The following is a 24,157-nucleotide window of genomic DNA, read 5'->3' as shown; positions in this document are numbered from 1 at the left end:
ACAAAAATCCGATTACCGCACAAAACCCTTAAAACATAGGCTATTTATGTTGACCCCGTGGACTCATATGGCTCTAATGGATCCATTAAATAAAAACAACACCCGGAGAGCCCTACCCATGTACCCCAAGAACACCTGGTACGTCGCCTGCACCCCCGACGAAATCGCCACCAAGCCCCTGGGCCGACAGATCTGCGGGGAGAAAATCGTGTTCTATCGTGGCCGCGAAAACCGCGTAGCAGCCGTCGAAGACTTTTGCCCGCACCGTGGTGCGCCGTTGTCGCTGGGCTATGTCGAGGACGGCAATCTGGTATGTGGCTACCACGGCCTGGTCATGGGTTGCGACGGCAAGACCGTGTCGATGCCGGGCCAGCGGGTACGGGGCTTCCCCTGCAACAAGACCTTTGCTGCAGTCGAGCGCTATGGCTTCATCTGGGTCTGGCCCGGCGATCAGGCGCAGGCCGACCCGGCGCTGATCCCGCACCTGGAATGGGCGGTGAGTGATGAGTGGGCCTATGGAGGTGGGCTTTTCCACATCGGCTGCGACTACCGCCTGATGATCGACAACCTGATGGACCTGACCCACGAAACCTACGTGCACGCCTCCAGCATCGGCCAGAAAGAGATCGACGAGGCGCCACCGGTCACCACCGTCACCGGCGACGAAGTAGTCACCGCCCGGCACATGGAAAACATCATGGCCCCGCCCTTCTGGCGCATGGCCCTGCGCGGCAACGGCCTGGCCGACGATGTGCCAGTGGACCGCTGGCAGATCTGCCGCTTCACACCGCCCAGCCATGTGCTGATCGAAGTCGGCGTGGCGCATGCTGGCAAAGGTGGCTACCACGCCGAGGCGCAGCACAAGGCGTCGAGCATCGTGGTCGACTTCATCACCCCGGAAAGCGATACCTCGATCTGGTACTTCTGGGGCATGGCGCGCAATTTCGCGGCGCACGACCAGGCCCTGACAGACAACATTCGCGAGGGCCAGGGCAAGATTTTCAGCGAAGACCTGGAGATGCTCGAACGCCAGCAACAAAACCTTCTGGCCAACCCCGAGCGCAACCTGCTGAAGCTGAACATCGATGCCGGCGGCGTGCAGTCGCGCAAGGTACTGGAGCGGCTCATCGCCAAAGAACGCACTCCCCAGCCACAACTGATCGCAACCAGCGCCACCCCTGCCTGAGGAACTGCCAACATGATCGATGTCGTAGTGGTATCCCGTAACGATGAAGCCCAGGGTATCTGCAGTTTCGAGCTGGCGGCGGCAGATGGCAGCCTGCTGCCGGCGTTCAGCGCTGGTGCGCACATCGATGTGCACCTGCCCGACGGGCTGGTGCGCCAGTATTCGCTGTGCAATCACCCCGAAGAGCGCCACCGCTACTTGATTCGGCGTGCTCAACGACCCGGCCTCGCGGGGCGGTTCACGCAGCCTGCACGAGAAGGTGCAGGCCGGCGCCCGGCTGCGTATCAGCGCGCCGCGCAACCTGTTCCCGCTGGCCGAGGATGCACGGCGCAGTTTGCTGTTCGCCGGAGGCATTGGCATTACCCCGATCCTGTGCATGGCCGAGCAGTTGTCCCACCGTGGCCATGATTTCGAACTGCACTACTGCGCCCGCTCCAGCGAGCGTGCGGCGTTTGTCGAGCGTATTCGCAATGCGCCGTTTGCCGATAGGCTGATCGTGCATTTTGACGAGCAGCCGGAAACCGCTTTGGACATTGCTCGTGTGCTGGGTAACCCACAAGGCGATATGCACCTGTATGTGTGCGGGCCAGGTGGTTTCATGCAGCATGTGCTCGAGAATGCCAAGGAGCTGGGCTGGCAGGAAGCCAACCTGCACCGCGAGTACTTTGCAGCGGCGCCAGTGGATGCCAGTAACGACGGTACTTTCTCGGTGCAGGTCAACAGTACCGGGCAAGTGTTCGAGGTGCCGGCCGACCGGACCGTGGTGCAGGTGCTGGAACAGAACGGCATCGAGATCGCGATGTCGTGCGAGCAAGGTATTTGCGGTACCTGCCTGACCCGTGTGCTAGGGGGTACGCCTGACCATCGCGACATGTTCCTCACCGAGGAAGAGCAAGCCCTGAACGATCAGTTCACGCCTTGTTGCTCGCGGTCGAAAACGCCGTTGCTGGTTCTGGATATCTGAGCCGGCTCACGAAGTCGGCAGGATGACCTTCATGCCCGGGTCTGCTGCAGCGCCACCGAAGGTCTCGGCGTAACGCAGGGTGGCATTGGCATGCTCGCGCATTATCGCTTCGGCGCGAGCACCCTGGCGGTTGATCAAGGCATCGAACACCGCATGGTGCTGCATGTGGGCGAAGTTGAAGCGCCGGTACTCGCGGGCCAGGTTATGGCGGTCCACAGCCAGCGCGGTGACAGAAGCGAACGGCAGGTGGTCGTTACGTGCCAGAGCTACGGCGATGGCCGGGTTGTGGCTGGCCTCGATGATCACCTGGTGGAAACGCATGTTGAGATCGTGGTAGGCCTGCAGGTCTGCTTCGGTCACGAAGCCCTTGTCGAACAGCTGGTCGCCATCGACCAGGCATTGTTGCAGGGCCCCGCGTGCTTGCGCAGACAAGCCACGTTCGGCGGCCTGGCGGGCAGCCAATCCTTCCAGCACGCCTCGCACCTCGACCGCACCAGCGATGTCATCGGCGCTGACTGAACGCACCTGGAACCCCCGGCCACCAAAGCGCACCAGCAAGCCTTCCTGCTCGAGGGTACGGAACGCCATGCGCACCGGCATGCGTGAGACACCGAACAATTCTGCGGTGGGGACTTCCATCAAGCGCTCGCCGGCCGCCAGCTCGCCCGAGGCGATCATCTTGCGCAACGCGACCAGCACCATTTGACCGGGTTTGCTCATCCAGGCAGCTTCCAGAGACATGAGCGGGCATCTTAGCGCAAGCTGAGAGGTTGTTGCTGGTCTGTTGGGGTTGGCCGGTCTGCATGACAACGCCCCCGCTTCAAGCCATGCGCTGTAGATGCAGGAGCGGGTATGGCCGCAAAGCAGACGACGCGGGGCATGCGATCGGCTTTGCTGGCGTTCGCGGGTACGCCCACTCCCACAACTTCAACGATGCGACGCGCCTACAACGTCAGCGGATAGGTGATGATCAACCGTGTCTGGTCAAAGTCACCACTGAAGCTACGCCGGTTGGTCGCGTTGTTAAGCCGGACATTGAGGTTCATCAATGGCCCGCTCTGGAAGGTGTAGTTGACCTCGGTATCGCGCTCCCACTCTTTGCCATTGCTGGCTGCCGCCGTGCTCACGTTCTCGCCATGCCCGTAACGCACCATGGCCAGCAGGCCTGGCACGCCCAACGCGGCAAAGTTGTAGTCGTAACGCACTTGCCATGAGCGCTCGTCAGCATTGCTGAAGTTGCCGTTGAACATGTCGTTGCCCAAGGTCCGCCCGCTACTGCCGTACACCGACATCCACTGGCTATCACCACTCACCTTCTGCAGCCCTAGGTACAACGTGTGACCACTGCGCGCGGCAGACAGCAAGGCGTAGCCGGTACGGCTCTGGATATCGCCGATGCGCGCCTGGCCATCGTCCCGGTCGATGAAGTAACCGAGGTTCGCACCCAGCGTCCACTCCCCAGCCCGCTGGCTATGCAACAGGTTGAAGTAGCTCTGCTGGTAGATATCCTTCAGCTGCGAATGCCAGGCGCCGATCAGCGTACGCTGCTGGTTGAAACGGTACTCGGCACCGGCATAGTTGAAACCGTCCGAAGTCACTCCTGGCGCAGCCCAGGCAGAAAGGTCCTGCATGTCAGACGAATTGCGCAGGCTTACCTCACGATACTGGCCAGCCTGCAAGCTCAGGCCTTCGATCTCGCGTGAGTCGAACATAGCGCCGCGGAAGGTCTGCGGCAACAGGCGGCCATCGTCGTAGCGCAGCAATGGAATGTCCGGCAGCAGTTCACCCACCTTCAACTCGGTGGCCGAAACGCGCAGCTTCGCCGCCAACCCGGCGCGCCCATAGTTGTCAGCCGCGCGGCCGTCATCATGCACCGGCAGCAATTCGGAGCCGCTGGTACCGCGGCCACTGTCCAGCTTAACGCCGAACATGCCGATGCCGTCCAGGCCCAAACCGATCAACCCTGGGGTGTAGCCTGAACTGAACTTGAAGATGAAGCCCTGGGCCCATTCTTCAACATTGCTCTTGGCCGCCCCTGGGTCGCGAAAATCACGGTTGAAATAGTAGTTGCGCAGTGTCAACCCGGCCTTGGCATCCTCGAAGAAGCCCGCTTCTTCGGCCCAGGCCGGCAACCCCAGGCCCAGCGCCAGCGAAACCGCCAGGGCCGAACGGGTCAGCGTGCAAGTCGTGTGCATCATTATTATTGTTCTCCGCTTTTCGTAGGCGCAGCCGACCACCTCGTGCCGGCATGGGCACAAGGCGACAAGCTGCATTCAGGTGCCCGACCTGGCCGGGCAGTACTCAGTGGCTCAGTGCGTCGCTAGCCAAGCCTGGAGCCGGCCTGGTTCCGCTCCGCAGCAACAGCAGGCAACCTGCGGCCAGCACGAACACGCTGGCGAACACCCCGTACAGGTGCAACGGTTGCCAGCCGCCATCGAGCAGCACACCAGCCACCGTCGGCGACAGGATCGCGCCCATGCGGCCGATGCCAATGCCCCAGCCCACACCAGTGGCGCGCACCGAAGCGCCATAGACCACCGGCGACAGGGCATACAGCCCGGCCACGCAGCCGTTGGAGAACAGCCCGATCAACAACCCCAATACCAACGCCGCGCTGACCGAGGCGCCATTTGCCACGAACAGCACCAGCAGCACCGCGGTAATCAGCATGAACAGCGCCAGCACGCGGGTCAGTGGCCAGCGCGAAGCCAGGCCGCCGATCAGCGCCGCGCCGAGGATGCCGCCAACGCTCAACAGCACCCCGCCAGTGATGCCCTGCTCGGCCGACAGCCCAGCGGCCACCAGCAGCTTCGGCGTCCAGCTCATGACGAAGTAGAAGCCGAACATGACCAGGAAGAACAACAACCAGATCACCAACGTGGTGCGGCGCATGGCCGGTGCCAGCAGCTGCTTGAAACCGCTGGCTGCGCCCTGCTCCCTTGCCGCCGTTGCTGGCAGTTGCACCAGTGTCGGCTGGCCGAGGCGCGCTGCCAGGCGGTTGACCCGTGCCAGGGCATTGGCTGGCCGGCGTGCCAGCAGGAAGTCCAGTGACTCCGGCAACCACAGCAACACCAGCGGAATTACCAGGACAGTGACGATGCCGCCGAAAAGAAACACCGAGCGCCAGCCCCAGTGCCCCAGCAACCATACTGCCAGCAGACCGCCCAAGGTCGCGCCCAGCGCATAGCCGGTGGACTGCAGGCTGACCGCCAGGCCACGCCAGCGCTTGCTGGCGTATTCGCTGGCAATCACGTTGCTACTGGCCAGGATGCCGCCGATCCCCAAACCGGTCAGTCCACGCAACAGTGCCAGTTGCAGCGGGCTTTGGCTCAGCGCCGAGAGCAACATCCCAACGCCGGACAGCGCCAGGCACAACAGGATCAGCGGGCGTCGGCCCAGGCGATCGGCCCATGGCGCGATGAACAGCGACCCAGCCGCCATGCCGAACAGGCCAGCGCTGAGCAGCAGCCCCACCTGCGCCCCGCTCAGGCGCCACTCGGCAGACACCGAGGCAGCGGTGAAGGCCATGACCAGTACATCGAAGCCGTCGATCATGTTGAGGATGATGCAGATACCAATGGCCAGGCACTGGAAGCGCCCCATCGGGTCGGTGTCCAGACGTTGCTTGAGGTCAGGATTCATGGGCTCACCCGCCGGTTCACAGGTGAGAGAACAGATGCGCACGCGCAGGCAAAGCGCAAGGAACCCTGACGGTTCCACACCCTTGAAAAGCCATTCATGACTGGACCCTTTTTGTAATTGTTGTCGCATACGGCTGGAGGTTTCCGGCCGTTGTCAGGCGCTAATCAACCAGATAATGGATCCACAAACAATCACTGAAGACTCAATAAGCGCAGGCCTTCTTGGCGAAACGCTACTAAAAGATCGATCTATTAAATATTTATTGATGTATTTCAATAGGTTATTGGATCTCATGAGCCAGCATTTAATGTTCGGTTATCGAACGAAGTTGCGCTATGGATCCATAAAGGCACGGAAAACCTCTATTCACCCTTCACGAAGGGCCAGCCATGAACAAATCTTCATATTGCCCGCCAGCGCCCTGATCACGGGGCACACAGCCGATGCCACGCTATCGCCAGCTGGCACTCGCCTTGAGGCTGCGTAGCGTGTTGCGTAGCATCCCCCGCCCGTTCGCGCGCCCGCACGGCCAAGGCGACCCCGTAGAAAAGAGCTCCTGATGCCGCAACCTATCCCTCTCAAGGACCACGAAAAGGAAAAGCACCTGGTCAACCGCCGGCTTCTGGCCTGCGCCGCCCTGGTGTTCAGCCTGTGTGCCGTCCTGGTGGGCCGGCTCTACGTGCTGCAGGTGCTGCAGCACGACCAGCAGACTGCCGTGTCGGAAAACAACCGCGTTCACGTGCTGCCCATCGCCCCCGAACGCGGGCTGATCTACGACCGCAACGGCGTGGTGCTGGCCGACAACAAGCCCAGCTTCGACCTGACCATGACCCGCGAGCGGGCCGGCGGCGACACGGCCAAGGTGCTCGACACGCTAGCCCAGGTGCTGAACCTTGGCGAAGACGACCGCAAGCAGTTCGACAAGGACCTGCGCCGTGGGCGCAAGCCGTTCGAGCCGGTGACCCTGATGGTCGGCCTGAGCGAAGAGCAGATTGCTCTGGTGGCGGTGAACCAGTTCCGCCTGCCAGGCCTGGAGGTGGAACCACAGTTCATCCGCGAGTACCCGCTGGCCGAGCATTTCGCCCACTCGGTGGGCTATGTGGGGCGCATCAACGAGAAAGAGGCCAAGGCCCTCGACAGTACCGAATACCGGGGCACCCAATCGATCGGCAAGACCGGCATCGAGCGCTTCTACGAAAGCCAGCTGCACGGCCACGTGGGTTACGAGGAAGTCGAGACCAACGCCCAGGGCCGGATAATGCGCGTGCTCAACCACAAGGCCCCGACCCCGGGCCAGAACATCGTCCTGACCCTGGACGCCCACCTGCAACTGGCCGCGGAAAAGGCCCTGGGCGACCGCCGCGGCTCGGTGGTGGTGCTCGACCCGGCCAATGGCGACGTGCTGGCGATGGTCAGCAACCCCAGCTTCGACCCCAACCTGTTCGTCAAGGGCATCAGCTTCAAACAGTACGCGGCCCTGCGCGATTCCATCGACCGCCCGCTGTTCAACCGCGTGCTGCGCGGCCTGTATGCCCCCGGTTCGACGGTGAAGCCGGAGGTGGCCATCGCCGGCCTCGACAGCGGCGTGATTACCCCGGGCAGTCGGGTGTTCGACCCGGGTTACTATGAACTGCCCAACTACGACCACAAGTACCGCAACTGGAACCGCAGCGGCGATGGCTGGGTGGATATGTACACCGCCATCATGCGTTCCAACGACACTTACTTCTACGACCTGGCGCACAAGCTTGGCATCGACCGCCTGCACGATTACCTGGCCGAGTTCGGCCTGGGCCAGAAGGTGTCGCTGGACATGTTCGAGGAAGCGCCCGGGTTGATGCCGTCGGCCGAGTGGAAGCGCGCCACCCGGCGCCAGGCCTGGTTCCCGGGCGAGACGCTGATCCTGGGCATCGGCCAGGGCTACATGCAGGTCACCCCACTGCAGTTGGCCCAGGCCACCAGCCTGCTGGCGAGCAAGGGCGTGTGGCACCGCCCGCACCTGGCCATGACCGTGGGTGGCGATGCGCCGGTCGACCCCAACCCGATGCCCGATATCGTGCTGCACGACAGGCACGCCTGGGACCAGGTCAGCCAGGGCATGCAGATGGTCATGCACGACCCGCGCGGCATCGCCCGCGCTGCCGCGGCCGGTGCGCAATACCGGATTGCCGGCAAGAGCGGCACCGCGCAGGTGGTGGCGATCAAGCAGGGCGAACGCTACAACCGCGACAAGACCCTGGAGCGGCACCGCGACAATGCCCTGTTCGTCGGCTTTGCTCCGGCAGATCACCCGAGCGTCGTGGTGGCGGTGATGATCGAGAACGGTGAAGCCGGTGGGCGGGTGGCTGGACCGGTGGTGCGGGAGGTGATGGATGCCTACCTGCTGGATGAGCAGGGGCATCTGAAGCCGCAGTATGCGGGCGGAGTAGTACCTCGGAGCGTGCCGCACACTTAGGGTCTTTGCGGCCGCTTCGCGCCCCATCGCGACGCAAGGCCGCTCCTGCAAGAGACCGCGTCCGCGTGTAAGAGCGGCTTTGTGTCGCGAAAGGGCTGCGAAGCAGCCCCAGCCCATAAAAACCAAAATCAGGAATAAGAATATAAAATCTTATTCCTTTTTAATCAGCCCGTAATCTTCTATAAATCCCCAACTGCACAGCCGCCAACACCCGGCCAACTGTCTGCAGCGCAACACACGATCAACAGGCAACGCCCACACGGCAACAGCGCTGCAAGCACCAAAAATGCGCTAACCAGTTGAAATAGAAGAACATTCAAATCCGGCACGACGATTGCTCAAGCAAAGTCCCCCGCTCACCCCGAACCGGAGACCTGCCCATGAGCACCCCACTGAACGTCGTAGCCCTGTCTGGCGGCACTGCCCGTCCCTCGCGCACCCTGGCCCTGACCGAGGCGATCCTCGCCGAACTGGCCGAGCACCTGCACATCAAGCCGCACCTGATCGAGCTGGGCGAGATCGCCCGCCCGCTGGGCAGCGCCCTGTGGCGCAGCGAACTGCCCGAGGCCGTCGAACAGCAACTGCGCCTGGTGGAAAAAGCCGACCTGCTGGTGGTGACCACGCCGGTGTACCGCGGCAGCTTCACCGGCCACTTCAAGCATCTGTTCGACCTGATCGGCCAGGACGCCCTGGTCGACACCCCGGTGCTGCTCGCCGCCACCGGCGGCAGCGAACGTCACGCGCTGGTGCTCGACCACCAGCTGCGTCCACTGTTCAGCTTCCTGCAAGCCCTGACCCTGCCCGTCGGCGTGTTCGCCAGCCAGGCGGAAATGGCCGACTACCGGGTTTCCAGCGCAGCCCTCGCCGCCCGTATCCGCCTGGCCGCCGAGCGCGCCGTGCCACTGTTCGGTGCCCATCACGCGCTGCGCAAGAGCGCCTGAGGAGCGGCCATGAATGCACCTGTGAATACGCCCCCGCGCCCAGCCCTGGCCATCGCCCGCGAACTGGCCGGGCAGTTTGCCCAGACCGCGGTCGAACGTGATGAGCGCGGCGGCACGCCAAAAGCCGAGCGCGACGCCCTGCGTGACAGCGGCCTGCTGTCGCTGGTGATCCCGCAGGCCTTCGGTGGCCAGGGCGCCAGTTGGTACGACACCTTCGCGGTGGTGCGCGAGTTCGCCCGGGTCGACAGCTCCATCGCCCACGTATTCGGCTTCCATCACCTGATGCTGGCTACCGTGCGCCTGTTCTCGCGCCCGGAGCAATGGCAACCGTGGTTCGAACAGACCGCCCGCAAGCAGTGGTTCTGGGGCAATGCCCTGAACCCGCTGGACACCCGCACCCTGGTCAAGCACTTCGATGGCTGGTGCGAGTTCTCCGGCAAGAAAAGCTTCTGCTCCGGCGCCAGCGACTCGGAAATGCTCATCGCTTCGGCGGTGGACGAACGTGCTGGCGGCAAGCTGCTGATCGCGGCCATCCCCAGTGGCCGTACCGGCATAAGCCTGCACAGCGACTGGAACAACATAGGCCAGCGCCAGACCGACAGCGGCAGCGCCACCTTCGAGCGGGTACGGGTGGAACGCAACGAACTGCTGCTAGACCCTGGCCCCCTGAGCACGCCGTTCGCCGCCCTGCGCCCGCTGAATTGCCCAACTGCACTTCGCCAACCTGTTCCTCGGCATTGCCGAAGGGGCGTTCGAGGAGGCCCGCCAGTACACCCTCAAGGAAAGCCGGCCGTGGTTCCGCTCCAGCGCCGCCAGCAGCGCCGAAGACCCATACGTGCTGCGCCATTACGGCGAATTCTGGGTCGCTCTGGAAAGCGTGCGCCTGCTGATCGAACGGGCCGCACACCAGCTCGATGCCGCCTGGGCCAAGGAACACGCCCTCACGGCGCAAGAGCGCGGCGACCTGGCCCTGGCCATTGGCACCGCCAAGGTCGCCGCCAGCCGCCATGGCCTGGACATCTGCAACCGGCTGTTCGAGGTCACCGGCGCCCGCGCCACCCATGCTTCGCTGCGCTTCGACCGCCACTGGCGCAACCTGCGCACGCAAACCCTGCACGACCCGGTGGACTACCGCATTCACGAACTCGGCGAGTGGGCCCTCAACGACAAGCGCCCTGCCCCATCCTTCTATTCCTGAGGATTGCCCATGCAACTGCTGACCCTCCCCCCGTCCCCGACACTGGCCACCTCGATCCGGGCGACCGCACAGGTCTTCGAAGACCCCAGGTCGCAGGCGCTGCTCGCCCACCTGCAACAAGTCGCCCCCAGCGAGGCCAGCGTGCTGATCATCGGCGAAACCGGCACGGGCAAGGAGCTGGTCGCACGCCACATCCACAACCTCAGCGGCCGGCGCAACGGCCCGTTCGTCGCGGTCAACTGCGGTGCGTTCTCCGAGTCGCTGGTCGAGGCGGAGCTGTTCGGCCATGAGAAAGGCGCCTTCACCGGTGCCCTGGCGGCCAAGGCCGGCTGGTTCGAGGAGGCCAACGGCGGCACCCTGTTCCTCGACGAAATCGGCGACCTGCCGTTGCCGATCCAGGTCAAGCTGCTGCGCGTGCTGCAGGAGCGCGAAGTCGTGCGGCTGGGGTCACGCAAGAGCATTCCGATCAATGTGCGGGTGCTGGCGGCGACTAACGTGCAGCTGGAAAAGGCCATTAACGCCGGGCATTTTCGCGAAGACCTGTACTACCGGCTGAATGTGGTGACCTTGCAGTTGCACCCATTGCGCGATCGCCCGGGCGACATCCTGCCGCTGGCCCGGCATTTCATCCGTAGCTACAGCGACCGGTTGGGCTACGGCCCGGTGGAGCTGAGCGCCAAGGCCCAGGCCAAGCTGGTGGAATACAGCTGGCCGGGCAACATCCGCGAGCTGGAGAATGTGATTCACCACAGCTTGCTGACCTGTGGCGACGGTACGGTGCAGGCGCAGGACCTGCGCCTTTCCAACCTGCGTATCGAACGGCAGGAGGAAGAGCCGGCGGGCAATGCTGTGGAGGACTTGCTGCAGCGGGCGTTCAGCCGCTTGTACGAAGAGCAGCCGGGCGACCTGTACGAGAAGGTGGAAAATGCCCTGCTGCGGTCGGCGTATCGGTTCTGCCATTACAACCAGGTGCATACCGCACAGTTGTTGGGGTTGTCGCGCAACATCACCCGTACGCGGCTGATTGCGATTGGCGAGTTGGTGGTGAACAAACGCCGGGGGCAGGAGCAGCAGGTGCTGGATAACCGGGTGGTGCGGTTGTCGATCTGAAGGGTGTATGGCCTGTTCGGGCCTCTTCGCGGGCACGCCCGCTCCCACAGGTGCCGCGCCAACCTTGAAAGCGGCGCGATACCTGTGGGAGCGGGCGTGCCCGCGAAGAGGCCGGCACAGGCAGCCAAATTGCTCGGATGGGTCAGGAGGCCGTGCGCGGCATCAACTCATACGGGTGCTTCCACCCTGGCAACGCCTGGATCCGCGCCTTCCATGCCTCGATGTGGGTGAACTGCGCCAACGCAATGCCAGTGTCCTCCGGCATGAACACATACCCCGCCAGCGACAGGTCAGCAATAGTCAGCCGGCCACCGACCATGAACGGCGTCTTTGCCAGGTGCGCGTCGACAATACGGTAGGCCGCCGTGGCACGATCACGCAGGAACCGGGTCACGTCCGTTTCACCGGTCTTCTTCAGGCAGAACAGAAAGCGCAGGGCCGCGTAGTAACTGGTGAACTTGTGGTTGTCGAACAGCATCCAGCGCCAGATCTCGCGCTTTTCGTCATCGTCGCGGGGGCCGAACTGCCCGGTTTGCTCCGCGAGGTAATCGAGAATCAGCGCAGACTGAGTGAAGGATTTACCGGCGTGTTCCAGCACCGGTACCTCACCCTGCTCGTTCACTTCGTCGCGCCAGGCTTGTCCGCGCGTCTGGCCATTGAAGAAATCGACGAACACCGGCTGCCAGTCCTGGCCGGTGAGTTCGAGCATGAGCGCCGCCTTGTAGGCGTTACCGGATTCGGCGAAACAATGCAGCTTGTAGTCGGGCATGGGTGAGAACCTTCAGTATCCATTGAATGATTGGGCCATCAGCCCGAGCAGATCACGCCCGGCTCGACATGGTCAATGCCTGCTGCCGCGACGAACAAGGGAACTACCACCCCACCTGCGCTTTCTTAAACACTGAGTGGTTCAATTACTTGGGCTTCACGCTACTGGAGAACACACCATGCGCCACCTACTCCTCGCCCCTGCGCTGCTGCTCCTGCTGCCTGCCGGTGCTGCCCTGGCTGACGTCGACGCAGGCGACGTCGCAACCTCGGCCGGTGTTTCCGCCTCGCTTTATTCGACCTTCAAGGACGACAAACGGATCATCCCGGCGCGTGACGAGCTTTCGGCTTACGTCGCCAGCGGTGGTGCAATCCGTGGCGCCTATGTGGAGTCGGCGCTGGAACAAGCCCGCAAGGACAACCCTGGCCTGCAGGCCAATGATGAAGAACTGGCCCGGGCCCTCCTCTCGCAGGATGACCGCATAGCCGATCATTGATTGAGGTAATCCTGCACCGGCCTCTTCGCGGGCTTGCCCGCTCCCACAGGTAGTGCACAGGCATCAGACCCGGTGCGGTCCCTGTGGGAGCGGGCAAGCCCGCGAAGAGGCCGGCACAGGCAAAACCTCAACCCCAGCCATCCATGCGCATGGTCGCTCGCACCAGCCGCTGCTCTTCCTGCTCTATCTCCCGCAAGCTGTCGCGAATCCCGTTGATATGCTCGCGCGCCGCCCGCTGCGCCTGCTCGGGCAACTGCTCCATCACCGCGTGATACAACCGCGCATGGTGCCGGTCGATCTGGCGCTTCTGTGCCGGCCGGCAATACAGGTTGTTGACCGAGGCGAACACCGTGCTCAAGGTCAGGTCACTGAGCGATTGCAAGGTATGCACCAGCACCGGGTTGTGCGACGCCTCGCTGATCGCCCGGTGAAAGGCATGGTCGCGGCGGGCATGTTCACGGGCATCGATCGCTTCAGGTGCTTCGTGCGCAGCCAGCATTTCTTCATAACGCCGACGGATCAGCAAACGGTCAACCTCGGTAGCCCGCAACGCTGCCAGGCGCGCCGACTCGGCCTCCAGCAACGCCCGCACCTCCAACAGGTCGAACAACGTGCGCGGCTGCGAGCTGAACAGGTGCATCAACGGCGTGACGCCCGCCTGCCCCGTCAGGTCGGCGACGAACGAGCCGCGCCCTTGCTCGGTGTCGATGATGCCGCGCCCGCGCAGTATGCGCAGGCCTTCACGCAGCGCCGAGCGCGAACAGCCCAGCTTCTCCACCAGGCGTCGCTCCGACGGCAGGGCCTGGCCCACCTTGAGCACCCCTTCGACGATCAGCCGCTCGACCCGTTCGGCCACCTGGTCGGCGACCTTGGCCTTGCCTTCAGTACCCACTGCGTACCCTCTTGCTGGTAGGACCACTTGAACCACCTGCCTCAATCTAGCCGGGCGTAGCAGTCAATAACCAGTACCTTCGGCAAAAACTGGTAGGACCAGTTCCTTTCATACTCGACCGCGGCCGCTGCCACGCGCAGGCTGCAAGGGTGAGCGCTTCGCCAACCACAACAAGAACCGTTGCCGAGTAAGCCGATGAATATCCTGTACGACGAACGCGTCGATGGCGCGCTGCCCGATGTGGACCGAGCGGCGCTGCTGCAGGCGCTGCGCAATGCCCTGCCGGACCTCGAGATCCTGCACCGCGAGGAAGACCTCAAGCCCTATGAGTGCGACGGCCTTTCGGCCTATCGCACGGTGCCGCTGCTGGTGGTATTGCCCGAGCGCCTTGAACAGGTACAGACGCTACTCAGGCTCTGCCACCAGCGTGGCGTGCCGGTGGTGGCACGCGGCGCCGGTACCGGCCTGTCGGGCGGCGCCCTGCCACTGGCCAAAGGCATCCTGCTGGTGATGGCGCGCTTCAACCGCATTCTCGAAGTCAACCCGCAGGGCCGCTTCGCCCGTGTGCAACCCGGCGTGCGCAACCTGGCCATCTCCCAGGCGGCCGCGCCCCACGGCTTGTACTACGCGCCGGACCCGTCCTCGCAAATCGCCTGCTCCATCGGCGGTAATGTCGCCGAGAACGCCGGTGGCGTGCACTGCCTCAAGTACGGCCTGACCGTGCACAACCTGCTCAAGGTGGAAATCCTCACGGTCGAGGGCGAGCGCCTGACGCTCGGCAGCGATGCGCTGGACAGCCCTGGTTTCGACCTGCTGGCACTGTTCACCGGCTCCGAAGGCATGCTCGGCATCGTCACCGAAGTCACCGTCAAATTGCTGCCCAAACCCCAGGTGGCGCGGGTGCTGCTGGCCAGTTTCGACAGTGTCGAGGACGCCGGCCGGGCAGTGGCCGAGATCATCGCTGCCGGGATCATCCCCGGCGGCCTGGAAATGATGGACAACCTGGCGATCCGCGCCGCCGAGGACTTCATCCATGCCGGCTACCCGGTGGACGCGGCGGCCATCCTGCTGTGCGAGCTGGATGGTGTCGAGGCTGATGTGCACGACGACTGCGAACGGGTCGCCGCCGTGCTGGCCCAGGCCGGCGCGCGTGATGTGCGACTAGCCTGCGACGAGGCCGAGCGCGTGCGCTTCTGGGCCGGGCGCAAGAATGCCTTCCCGGCGGTGGGGCGCATTTCCCCGGACTACTACTGCATGGACGGCACCATCCCGCGTCGCGAACTGCCGCGGGTGCTCAAGGGCATCAGCGAACTTTCCAACGAATACGGCCTGCGCGTGGCCAACGTGTTCCACGCCGGCGACGGCAACATGCACCCGTTGATCCTGTTCGATGCCAACCTGCCTGGCGAGCTGGAACGTGCCGAAGCCATCGGCGGCAAGATCCTCGAACTGTGCGTGGCCGTGGGCGGCAGCATCACCGGCGAGCACGGCGTGGGGCGCGAGAAGATCAACCAGATGTGCGCACAATTCAACAGCGACGAAATCACCCTGTTCCATGCGGTCAAGGCCGCCTTCGACCCGCAGGGCCTGCTCAACCCCGGCAAGAACATCCCCACCCTGCACCGCTGCGCCGAATTCGGCGCCATGCACGTGCACCATGGGCAACTGCCCTTTCCCGAACTGGAGCGTTTCTGATGAGCATGGACCGCGATATCAGCCAGGCCCTGCTGGAGCAGGTCAACCAGGCGCTGAACCAGGCCACGCCACTGCGTATCCAGGGCGGCAACAGCAAGGCCATGCTCGGCTGCCCGGTGGCCGGCGAGGTGCTCGACACTCGCAGCCACCGTGGCATCGTCAGTTACGACCCGACCGAACTGGTGCTGACTGCCCGCGCCGGTACACCGCTGCGCGAGATCGAGGCGGCACTGCACGAAGCTGGCCAGATGCTGCCCTGCGAACCACCGCACCTGGGCCCCGACGCCACTCTGGGTGGCATGGTCGCAGCCGGGCTGTCGGGGCCACGGCGGCCCTGGGCCGGGTCGGTACGCGACTATGTGCTGGGCACGCGGGTGATCACCGGCCACGGCAAGCTGCTGCGCTTTGGTGGCGAAGTGATGAAGAACGTCGCGGGCTATGACGTGTCGCGGCTGATGGCGGGCAGCTTCGGCTGCCTCGGGTTGCTCACCGAAGTGTCGCTGAAAGTACTGCCGCGCCCGCGCCAGTGCCTCAGCCTGCGCCTGCCGATGGGCCGCCACCAGGCGTTGGCGGAGCTGGCCGAATGGGGCCAGCAGCCGCTGCCGATCAGCGCGGCCTGCCACGACGGCGACGCGCTGTACCTGCGCCTGGAAGGCGGCGAAGGCTCGGTACAATCGGCGCGCCAGCGCCTGGGCGGCGAGACACTGGACAGCAGCTTCTGGAGCGACCTGCGCGAGCAGCGCCTAGCGTTCTTTGCTGCCCCGGCACCGCTGTGGCGCTTGTCCGTGCCCCCTGCCACCGGCGAGCTGGACCTGCCCGGCCAGCAACTGATCGACTGGGGTGGCGCCCAGCGCTGGCTCAAGTCCACGGCACCGGCGCAGGACATTCGCGAGCAGGTCGCAAAGGTCGGTGGCCACGCCACCTGCCATGCCCCTGGCGCTGCCAGCAGCCCGCCGCTGCCCGCCGCGTTGATGCGCTACCACCGTGCGCTCAAGCAGCAACTCGATCCCCAGGGGGTGTTCAACCCTGGTCGCCTGTACCCGGACCTGTGAGGCCAGACCATGCAAACCAACCTGAGCGAAACCGCCCGGCACCTGGCCCGCGCCGACGAGGCCGAAAGCATCCTGCGCTCCTGCGTGCACTGTGGCTTCTGCACCGCCACCTGCCCCACCTACCAGCTGCTGGGCGATGAACTGGACGGCCCACGCGGGCGCATCTACCTGATCAAGCAGATGCTCGAAGGCGCGCCGATCACCGCCAGCACCCAGTTGCACCTGGATCGCTGCCTGACCTGCCGCAACTGTGAAACCACCTGCCCTTCCGGGGTGAAGTACCACGACCTGCTGGACATCGGCCGCGCCGTGGTCGACCAGCAGGTGCCGCGCCCGCTTGGCCAGCGCCTGTTGCGCCAGGGCCTGCGAGCAGTGGTGCCACGCCCCGCGCTGTTCAAGGCCTTGACCCGCAGCGGCCAGGCCCTGCGCCCGCTGTTGCCGGCCACGCTCAAGCGCAAGCTGCCGGCGCGGGTCATCGCCCCCGGCCAACGCCCCGCACCGCGCCATGCGCGTCGGTTGCTGATGCTGGAAGGTTGCGTGCAACCGGCCCTTTCACCCAACACCAATGCCGCCGCCGCACGCCTGCTGGACCGCCTGGGCATCAGCGTGGTACCGGTCCGGCAGGCCGGCTGCTGTGGCGCGGTGGACTACCACCTCAATGCCCAGGAACAAGGCCTGCAACGGGCACGGCGCAATATCGATGCCTGGTGGCCAGCCATCGAAGCCGGCGCCGAGGCTATCGTGCAAACCGCCAGCGGCTGCGGCGCGTTCGTGCGCGACTACGGCCACCTGCTGGAGAAGGACCCGCGCTACGCCGCCAAGGCCGCACGGGTCAGCGCCCTGTCCCGCGACCTGGTGGAAGTGCTGCGCGACGAGCCGGTCGAACAACTGGGCCTGTGCGCCGAACAGCGCCTGGCGTTCCATTGCCCGTGCACCCTGCAGCACGCGCTGAAACTGGGCGGTGCGGTGGAGACGCTGCTGACGCGCCTGGGCTTCACCTTGACCCAGGTGCCGGACGGCCACCTGTGCTGCGGCTCGGCGGGCACCTACTCGCTGACCCAGCCTGAGCTGTCGCTACAACTGCGCGACAACCGCCTGAACGCCCTGGAAAGCGGCAAACCGCAAGTCATCGCCACCGCCAATATCGGCTGCCAGGCCCACCTCGACGGGGCCGGGCGCACACCGGTGCGGCACTGGATCGAAATCGTCGAAGCAGCCTTGAATCCGGAGAACCACCATGCATAACAAGCCCGTGATCGGCCAGGCCGAAGTCGCCCGCGCGCTCAGCGCCGCGCGCCAGGAAGCCCAGGCGCAACAATGGAACGTGACCATTGCCGTGGTCGACGATGGCGGCCACCCGCTGGCCCTGGAGCGCCTGGACGGCTGCGCGCCGGCCAGTGCCTACATCGCGATGGAAAAGGCCCGCACCGCCGCACTGGGGCGCAAGGAGACGCGGGATTACGAAGAAATGGTCAATGGCGGCCGTACCGCTTTCGTCACCGCGCCGCTGCTGACCAGTCTTGAAGGTGGCGTGCCGCTGCGGGTGGATGGGCAGGTGGTGGGGGCGATCGGCGTGTCCGGGGTCAAGTCCGAGCAGGATGCCCAGGTGGCCAAGGCCGGGGCGGCTGCCCTCTGAGTCCTGTACCGGACTCTTCGCGGGCTTGCCCGCTCCCACAGGGCTTTCACAAGACGTGAGACCTGTGCAGTACCTGTGGGAGCGGGCAAGCCCGCGAAGAGGCCGGCACAGGCAAAAACTTTCCAGAAGACTGAACATCGAGCGAACAGACAATGCCAAACCATCCACTCCAGATCGCCCCGACCCTGCAACGTTTCATCGAAGACGAAGTCCTCCCCGGCACCGGCATCGAAGCCCGCTCCTTCTGGCAAGGCTTCAGCACCCTGGTCCACGACCTCGCGCCGCAGAACCGCGCCCTGCTCGCCGAACGCGAGCGCCTGCAGACAGCACTGGACAACTGGCACCGCCAGCACCCTGGCCCGATCCGTGACATGGCCGCCTACCAGCAGTTCCTGCAAGCCATCGGCTACCTTGTGGAGCCCCCGGCCAGCGTGCAGGTCAGCACCCGCAACGTCGACCGCGAGATCGCCGTGCAGGCCGGCCCGCAACTGGTGGTGCCACTGAGCAACGCCCGTTACGCCCTCAACGCCGCCAACGCCCGCTGGGGCTCGCTGTACGATGCCCTGTACGGCACCGATGCCATCGCCGAAACCGATGGAGCCGAACGTGGCCAGGGCTACAACCCGCGACGCGGCGCCAAGGTGATCGCCTATGGCAGGCAGTTCCTCGACACCGCTGCCCCTCTCGACGGCGGGTCGCACAATGATGCCAAGGCCTACGCGATCGACCAGGGCACGCTACAGGTAACCCTGGCGGATGGTCGCCAGGTCGGCCTCAGGCACCCGACGCAACTGCGGGGCTACCAAGGTGAGCCGAACACGCCAACGGCGATTCTGCTGCAGCATCACCAACTGCATTTCGAAATCCAGGTCGACCCGGCCAACGCCATCGGCCAGCAGGACCCGGCAGGGGTCAAGGACATCCTGCTGGAGGCTGCGCTCACCACCATCATCGACTGCGAAGACTCGGTAGCCGCGGTGGACGCCGACGACAAGGTGAACGTCTACCGCAACTGGCTGGGCCTGATGAAAGGCGACCTCAGCGAGCAGGTCAGCAAGGGTGGCAAAACCTTCAGCCGCACCCTGGCCGATGACCGCCACTACCACGGCGCAGACGGCCAGCCACTGACCCTGCCAGGCCGTTCGCTGCTGTTCATCCGCAACGTCGGCCACCTGATGACCAACCCCGCCATCCACGACCGCGATGGCCGGGAAATCCCGGAAGGCATCCTCGATGCCGTGGTCACCAGCCTGATCGGCCTGCACGACCTCAAGCGCCGCGGCAATTCCCGCGAGGGCAGCCTGTACATCGTCAAGCCGAAGATGCATGGCCCCGCCGAAGTGGCCTTTGCCGACCAGCTGTTCGGCCGCGTCGAAGCGTTGCTCGGCCTGCCTGCACACACGCTGAAGATGGGCATCATGGACGAGGAACGACGTACCAGCGTCAACCTCAAGGCCTGCATCGCCAGCGCCGCGTCACGAGTGGTGTTCATCAACACCGGCTTCCTCGACCGCACCGGCGACGAGATGCACACAGCCATGGAAGCCGGCGCCATGCTGCGCAAGGGCGACATGAAAGGCAGCGCCTGGATCCAGGCCTACGAGCGCAGCAACGTACTGGTGGGGCTGGCCTGTGGCCTGCGCGGCAAGGCGCAGATCGGCAAAGGCATGTGGGCCATGCCCGACCTGATGGCGGCCATGCTCGAACAGAAAGTCGCCCAGCCCAGGGCCGGCGCCAACACGGCCTGGGTACCCTCGCCCACAGCCGCGACGCTGCATGCGCTGCACTACCATCAGGTGGATGTTGCGGCCGTGCAGCAAACGCTGGAGCAGATTGACCTGAATGCCCAGCGTGCCGAGTTGCTGCATGACCTGCTCAGTGTCCCGGTCAGCACCGAGCGGCCCTGGAGCGCAGCCGACATCCAGGCCGAACTGGACAACAACTGCCAGGGTATCCTCGGTTACGTGGTGCGCTGGGTCGAGCAAGGGGTCGGCTGTTCCAAAGTGCCGGATATCCATGACGTAGGCCTGATGGAAGACCGCGCAACCCTGCGGATTTCGGCGCAGCACATTGCCAACTGGCTGCATCACGGGGTGGTCGATGCCGATCAGGTCGAGGCGACCTTGCAGCGCATGGCCAGCGTGGTCGACCAGCAGAATGCCGGGGACCCGGCGTATCGACCGATGGCGGCCGGTTTCGAGGCATCGCATGCCTTCCGCGCTGCGCGTGAACTGGTGTTCAAGGGGCGGCAGCAGCCCAGTGGCTATACCGAACCGTTGCTGCATGGCTGGCGCTTGCGTTTCAAGCGGGAAGTCGGGCGCTGATGCTGACAAGGGCCGCTGTGCGGCCCAACCGCATGAAAACACCTGGCATTCCGACATCTTCGGAAACTTCCTACGCGACGCACGGAAGCGTCCTACTTGTAGCTCCTGTCCCCGGAAAACATGATCGGCACTGGATGACGCAAGGTCGCGATCCAGAGGAGCTTCCGCATGCACCTGTACGCCCGCCCCACCGCCGAATTGCGCAGTACCCTGCGCGAACTGCTGGCCCATGACATGAACAACCCCGATGACGACCCGCACCTGTCGGGGGTGATGTTCTTCTGCGCTACCGATGAACGCTCCCGGCAACTGATCGAGCGTATCGAGTTGCTGGCCAGCGAAGTGTTCTTCGACCCGAACGGGCGGGCCATTTCCGAGCAGATGAAAGCGGCTGCGGTGGAAGGCGTGCGCATCAAGCGCAACCGCAAGGCACCGGCGGACGAGACGGTGATACGCATCGCCCTGGCGGACAAGGGCTACATCACGGTGAGCACTGCCAGGTTCTGATCACCGACTGCCTGTTTCAGGGCCGCTTTGCGGCCCCATGCCCGTCCGCGGTCAATCCGCTATCCTGAGCACTTCCCCGCTCCGGACCGCACCATGGAACTGCACATTCGCCTGGAAGGCCGCAAAGGCCTTGCCGACCAGCTTTACCAGCAATTGCGCGCCGGCATCGACAGCGGCCACCTGGCCGCCGGCACCCAACTGCCGCCAAGCCGCCTGCTGGCGGAGCAATTGGGCGTATCGCGCAAGACCGTGGCCGAGGCCTACTCCCGGCTGACCTACGACAACCTGCTAAGCGGCGTGGTCGGCCGTGGCACCTTCATCACCCCGCGCCAGCCGCTGCGCAGCAGCGAATCAACCGCCATTCCCCTGGCCGCTGCCGCGTCCCTCGAGCGCTGGCAGCAGCGCGCTACCGTGCTGAGCCAACGTCAGCTGCAGGCACCCTCGCGTTATGACTTCATCGGCGGGGCCTCGAGCAAGGCGCAGTTCCCGTTCGACCAGTGGCGCAGTTGCCTGAACCATGCCTTGCGCCGCAGCCAGCGCCACCCGGAGCGACAGTTCCCGGCCCAGGGCCTGCCCGAGCTGCGCGAGGCCATCGCCCATCACGTTGCCTATGCCCGCGGCGTGCACTGCAGCGCCGCCGACCTGCTGGTATGCAACGGCGCCCAGCAGGCACTGGACCTGATCGCCCGGGTGCTGGTCGAGCCAGGTTGCCAGGTGGCCATGGAAGACCCCGGTTACCCGCCGGCGCGGCAACTGTTCCTGGCCCTGGGCGCGCGCCTGCAATCGGTACCGGTGGACGATGAAGGCCTGTGCGTGGAGCAGATCGCCGACGGCACCCGGCTGATCTATGTGACGCCCTCGCACCAGTTCCCGCTGGGCATGCCGATGAGCGAGCCACGCCGGCACGCCCTGCTGGCGCGGGCCGCCGAGCTGGGCGCGTTGATCATCGAAGACGACTACGACTGCGAGTTCCGCTACCACGGGCCAGCCGCGGATGCGTTGCAGCGCCTCGACCGGCATGGCCTGGTGGCCTATGTGGGGACCTTTTCCAAGACCTTGCTGCCCGAGTTGCGCCTGGGCTACGCCATCCTGCCGCCCGCCGTGTTGAAGGCCGCCTGCGTGGCCAAGCACCTAAGCGACTGGCACAGCCCGACCCTGTTGCAGTGGGCACTGGCGCGGTTTATCGGCGAAGGCCACCTGAACAAGCACATCCGTCGTTGCCACGAAGTCTACAGCGCCCGTCGCGAACGCATCCTCGCACGGCTGGGTGGCGACCTGGCGCCATGGTTCAGCGCCATCCCGGCCAGCGCCGGCTTCCACCTCAGCGCCCTGGCCAGACCTGGAGTCGATGTCGAGCTGCTGGCCAACCTCGCGCGCAAGGTGGAGGTCGGCCTGTACTCGCTGGCACCGTTCTTCAGCGAAGCGCCAGTGCGCCCAGGGCTGTTGCTGGGTTTCGGCGCCATCGAGCTGCTGGACATCGACCCGGCACTGGACCGGGTGCGCGACACCCTGCAGCGCCTCAGTTGACGGGCGCAGGCTTGGCCCCGACAACCGGGCGGGCAATGGCCGCGGCATAACCGCGAGGGTTGAAGCACGCGGTAACCAGCAACATCGCCACCACGGTCACGGTCAGCAGCGTCCATGAGGCCTGGAAATCGCCGCTCACATCGCGCAGCCAGCCGGTGATGTACGGCACGATGCCGGTGATGATGAAGCCGATGCCCTGCACGAACGCCGCCAGGCTGCCGGCCTCGGCTGGCGTCTTCAGGTGTTCCAGGGTCAGCGTCAGGCTCTGGCTGAAGCAGGCGCCCAGGCCGAAACCGATCATCGCCACCCACAGTCCCGAGGCCAGCGTGGGCGCCAGCAACAGGCCGAGGAAACCCACCAGCTGGATCGCCAAGGCCAGCCACAGGCCCGGGCGCCGGTCTGCCCAGCGCCGCAACAACAGTGGCAGGCCCAGTGCGCCGGCCACCTGGAAGATGGTCATCAGGCCCACCAGGTCGGCACCACCCTGGGCGCTGCCGCCATGCTCCAGGTGATAGGCCGGCAACCAGGCCACCATGCTGGTGTAGCCGCCGTTGATCAAGCCGAAGTACAACGCCAGCAACCAGGCCCGGCGCGTACCGAACCAGTGCCCGCCGGTGGCACCGCCCAGCTTCGGCGCCTGCTGGCGTGGCCGCAGCACGACCCAGGCCAGTAGCGCCAGCACGGCAGGGGTCGCCCACACCCCCAGGCCGACCTGCCAGTGGCCGAAGTAGCCACTGATGTGCGGCCCGAGCACGGCGGCCAGGCCGCCGCCGCTCATCAGCGCTGCCGAATACAGGCCCATCGCCCCCGCCAGGCGGCCGGGGAACCAGCGGTTGACCAGCCCCGGCATCATGCCCTGCACTACCGCTACCCCCAGGCCGGCGACCACCGCACTGGCAATCAGCGCCCAGGCGCTGTCCAGTTGCAGGCGCCACAGGCAGGCCAGGGCGATGGCCGCCAGGCCAGCGAGCATGCCGCCATGTTCATTGATCCAGCGCCGCAACCAGGGTTGCAGCAACGGCACCAGGCCCATGCACAGCACCGGCAACGCCGTCAGCAAGGCCGCCTGCTGGTAACCCAGGCCGGTGCTGGCGCGCATGGGTTCGAGCAAAGGGCCGATGCTGGTCAGGATCGGCCGCAGGTTCAGGGCCAGCAGCATGACCAGCAACAGGTTCAATGCTGCTCTCATTGTGCGTTGGCCTGTTTCCATTCATGGTACAGACCGGCTTCGCCGCTGGGTTTCAGGGCGCGCAGCGGCAGGCTCTGCTGCTGGGGTGGGCGAGCCATCTGCGCGTATACCGCCGCGGTGGACAAACCGTACGGTTCGCCCTCGGCGTTATCGTAGGCAAACCAGGCCCGCTCGATGCCGCACAGGTGCATGGCTGCCAGGCACATCGGGCACGGGTGGCCGCTGGCGTAGATTTCGGCGCCATCCAGGCGCGCCTGGCCCAAGGCGTGGCTGGCCTTGCGGATGGCCTGCATCTCGGCGTGGGGCGGTCGGGTCCTGGGTGCTGTGAATCTCGTTGACTGCACGCGCCAGTACCTGCCCCTGGTACACCAGCACGGCGCCGAAGGGCCGGCCACCGGCCTGAATGTTGGCGCGGGCCAGTTCGAGGGCTTCGCGCATGTAGCGTTCTTCGGACATGAATCGGTGCTCCTGTTGCAAGAGCTGGTCATTATCCGGGCTTGGGCGGCCTGGCAGAAATGAAGAGATTGGATGCCTGTCAGTGGCCCCCCAAATGGTCGATTGGCCTCCCGCTTAT

The 24,157-nt window shown here is 65.0% G+C and carries 20 protein-coding genes and 2 pseudogenes; 15 read left to right on the top strand and 7 right to left on the bottom strand.

What is annotated here, in order from left to right:
* Positions 1 to 118: 118 nt before the first annotated feature.
* Both QIY50_21050 and QIY50_21045 read left to right on the top strand, forming a co-directional pair.
* Complete coding sequence (locus tag QIY50_21050; GenBank protein WGV19785.1) at positions 119 to 1,186, top strand: aromatic ring-hydroxylating dioxygenase subunit alpha; 1,068 nt, start codon at positions 119 to 121, stop codon at positions 1,184 to 1,186.
* 12 nt (positions 1,187 to 1,198) lie between these two features.
* Positions 1,199 to 2,150 (top strand): annotated as a pseudogene (locus tag QIY50_21045) (PDR/VanB family oxidoreductase).
* Between the two features lie 6 nt (positions 2,151 to 2,156).
* On the opposite strand, the gene QIY50_21040 reads toward QIY50_21045, so the two are convergent.
* From QIY50_21040 to QIY50_21030, 3 genes are all read right to left on the bottom strand, one after another.
* The gene (locus QIY50_21040; GenBank protein WGV19784.1) at positions 2,157 to 2,870 is read right to left on the bottom strand and encodes a GntR family transcriptional regulator; all 714 of its coding nucleotides are present in this window, start codon (positions 2,868 to 2,870) and stop codon (positions 2,157 to 2,159) included.
* A 224-nt stretch (positions 2,871 to 3,094) separates the two neighbouring features.
* Positions 3,095 to 4,348 carry an OprD family porin gene (locus tag QIY50_21035; GenBank protein ID WGV19783.1) on the bottom strand — a complete coding sequence of 418 codons (1,254 nt, stop codon included), beginning with the start codon at positions 4,346 to 4,348 and terminating at the stop codon, positions 3,095 to 3,097.
* A gap of 103 nt (positions 4,349 to 4,451) precedes the next feature.
* Positions 4,452 to 5,792, bottom strand: coding sequence for an MFS transporter (locus QIY50_21030; GenBank protein ID WGV19782.1), 1,341 nt, complete (start codon positions 5,790 to 5,792; stop codon positions 4,452 to 4,454).
* A 559-nt stretch (positions 5,793 to 6,351) separates the two neighbouring features.
* Between QIY50_21030 and mrdA the strand changes: the two genes are divergently transcribed.
* The 4 genes and pseudogenes from mrdA to sfnR all read left to right on the top strand — a co-directional run bounded on the left by mrdA (position 6,352) and on the right by sfnR (position 11,496).
* Positions 6,352 to 8,247 (top strand): penicillin-binding protein 2, encoded by a 1,896-nt coding sequence (gene mrdA / locus QIY50_21025; GenBank protein WGV19781.1) that lies wholly within the window; start codon positions 6,352 to 6,354, stop codon positions 8,245 to 8,247.
* Between the two features lie 380 nt (positions 8,248 to 8,627).
* Entirely contained in the window at positions 8,628 to 9,188 is a 561-nt protein-coding gene (msuE, locus tag QIY50_21020; protein ID WGV19780.1) for an FMN reductase, read from the top strand.
* A 9-nt stretch (positions 9,189 to 9,197) separates the two neighbouring features.
* Positions 9,198 to 10,386: pseudogene (locus tag QIY50_21015) on the top strand (acyl-CoA dehydrogenase family protein).
* Between the two features lie 9 nt (positions 10,387 to 10,395).
* Entirely contained in the window at positions 10,396 to 11,496 is a 1,101-nt protein-coding gene (gene sfnR / locus QIY50_21010) for a sigma54-dependent transcriptional activator SfnR (GenBank protein ID WGV19779.1), read from the top strand.
* A gap of 142 nt (positions 11,497 to 11,638) precedes the next feature.
* On the opposite strand, the gene QIY50_21005 is transcribed toward sfnR, so the two are convergent.
* Entirely contained in the window at positions 11,639 to 12,265 is a 627-nt protein-coding gene (locus tag QIY50_21005; GenBank protein WGV19778.1) for a glutathione S-transferase, read from the bottom strand.
* A gap of 178 nt (positions 12,266 to 12,443) precedes the next feature.
* Between QIY50_21005 and QIY50_21000 the strand changes: the two genes are divergently transcribed.
* Complete coding sequence (locus QIY50_21000) at positions 12,444 to 12,761, top strand: DUF2388 domain-containing protein (GenBank protein ID WGV19777.1); 318 nt, start codon at positions 12,444 to 12,446, stop codon at positions 12,759 to 12,761.
* A gap of 127 nt (positions 12,762 to 12,888) precedes the next feature.
* Here QIY50_21000 and glcC read toward each other — a convergent pair whose 3' ends face one another.
* Positions 12,889 to 13,653, bottom strand: a complete 765-nt coding sequence (gene glcC, locus QIY50_20995) for a transcriptional regulator GlcC (GenBank protein ID WGV19776.1) — start codon at positions 13,651 to 13,653, stop codon at positions 12,889 to 12,891.
* Between the two features lie 195 nt (positions 13,654 to 13,848).
* Here glcC and glcD point away from each other — a divergent pair, with 195 nt between their 5' ends.
* The 7 genes from glcD to QIY50_20960 all read left to right on the top strand — a co-directional run bounded on the left by glcD (position 13,849) and on the right by QIY50_20960 (position 22,394).
* The gene (gene glcD / locus QIY50_20990) at positions 13,849 to 15,348 is read left to right on the top strand and encodes a glycolate oxidase subunit GlcD (protein WGV19775.1); all 1,500 of its coding nucleotides are present in this window, start codon (positions 13,849 to 13,851) and stop codon (positions 15,346 to 15,348) included.
* A complete protein-coding gene (gene glcE / locus QIY50_20985) occupies positions 15,348 to 16,400 on the top strand; it encodes a glycolate oxidase subunit GlcE (protein WGV19774.1) in 1,053 nt (350 codons plus the stop codon). The genes glcD and glcE overlap by 1 nt, the downstream gene beginning before the upstream one ends.
* A gap of 9 nt (positions 16,401 to 16,409) precedes the next feature.
* Positions 16,410 to 17,645 carry a glycolate oxidase subunit GlcF gene (gene glcF / locus QIY50_20980; GenBank protein WGV19773.1) on the top strand — a complete coding sequence of 412 codons (1,236 nt, stop codon included), beginning with the start codon at positions 16,410 to 16,412 and terminating at the stop codon, positions 17,643 to 17,645.
* Entirely contained in the window at positions 17,638 to 18,036 is a 399-nt protein-coding gene (locus QIY50_20975) for a heme-binding protein (protein ID WGV19772.1), read from the top strand. Before glcF ends, QIY50_20975 begins: the two co-directional genes overlap by 8 nt.
* A gap of 152 nt (positions 18,037 to 18,188) precedes the next feature.
* A complete protein-coding gene (locus QIY50_20970; GenBank protein ID WGV19771.1) occupies positions 18,189 to 20,360 on the top strand; it encodes a malate synthase G in 2,172 nt (723 codons plus the stop codon).
* Between the two features lie 168 nt (positions 20,361 to 20,528).
* Positions 20,529 to 20,867: a hypothetical protein gene (locus QIY50_20965; GenBank protein ID WGV19770.1), complete on the top strand. Its 339-nt coding sequence runs from the start codon at positions 20,529 to 20,531 to the stop codon at positions 20,865 to 20,867.
* A gap of 93 nt (positions 20,868 to 20,960) precedes the next feature.
* Positions 20,961 to 22,394 carry a PLP-dependent aminotransferase family protein gene (locus tag QIY50_20960; protein ID WGV19769.1) on the top strand — a complete coding sequence of 478 codons (1,434 nt, stop codon included), beginning with the start codon at positions 20,961 to 20,963 and terminating at the stop codon, positions 22,392 to 22,394.
* Here QIY50_20960 and QIY50_20955 read toward each other — a convergent pair.
* Together QIY50_20955 and QIY50_20950 are read right to left on the bottom strand one after the other, a co-directional pair.
* A complete protein-coding gene (locus tag QIY50_20955; protein WGV19768.1) occupies positions 22,387 to 23,583 on the bottom strand; it encodes a cyanate transporter in 1,197 nt (398 codons plus the stop codon). The two genes, QIY50_20960 and QIY50_20955, sit on opposite strands and share 8 nt — an antisense overlap.
* The gene (locus QIY50_20950) at positions 23,580 to 23,978 is read right to left on the bottom strand and encodes a deaminase (protein ID WGV19767.1); all 399 of its coding nucleotides are present in this window, start codon (positions 23,976 to 23,978) and stop codon (positions 23,580 to 23,582) included. The genes QIY50_20955 and QIY50_20950 overlap by 4 nt, the downstream gene beginning before the upstream one ends.
* Between QIY50_20950 and QIY50_20945 the strand changes: the two genes are divergently transcribed.
* The gene (locus tag QIY50_20945) at positions 23,866 to 24,102 is read left to right on the top strand and encodes a hypothetical protein (GenBank protein WGV23149.1); all 237 of its coding nucleotides are present in this window, start codon (positions 23,866 to 23,868) and stop codon (positions 24,100 to 24,102) included. The two genes, QIY50_20950 and QIY50_20945, sit on opposite strands and share 113 nt — an antisense overlap.
* The last annotated feature ends 55 nt before the right edge of the window (positions 24,103 to 24,157 follow it).

The organism is Pseudomonas putida, from assembly GCA_029953615.1.
Classification (GTDB): Bacteria; Pseudomonadota; Gammaproteobacteria; order Pseudomonadales; family Pseudomonadaceae; genus Aquipseudomonas.
Note: the sequence above shows the minus strand (reverse complement) of the source record. Positions and strands in the feature narration are given on the sequence as shown.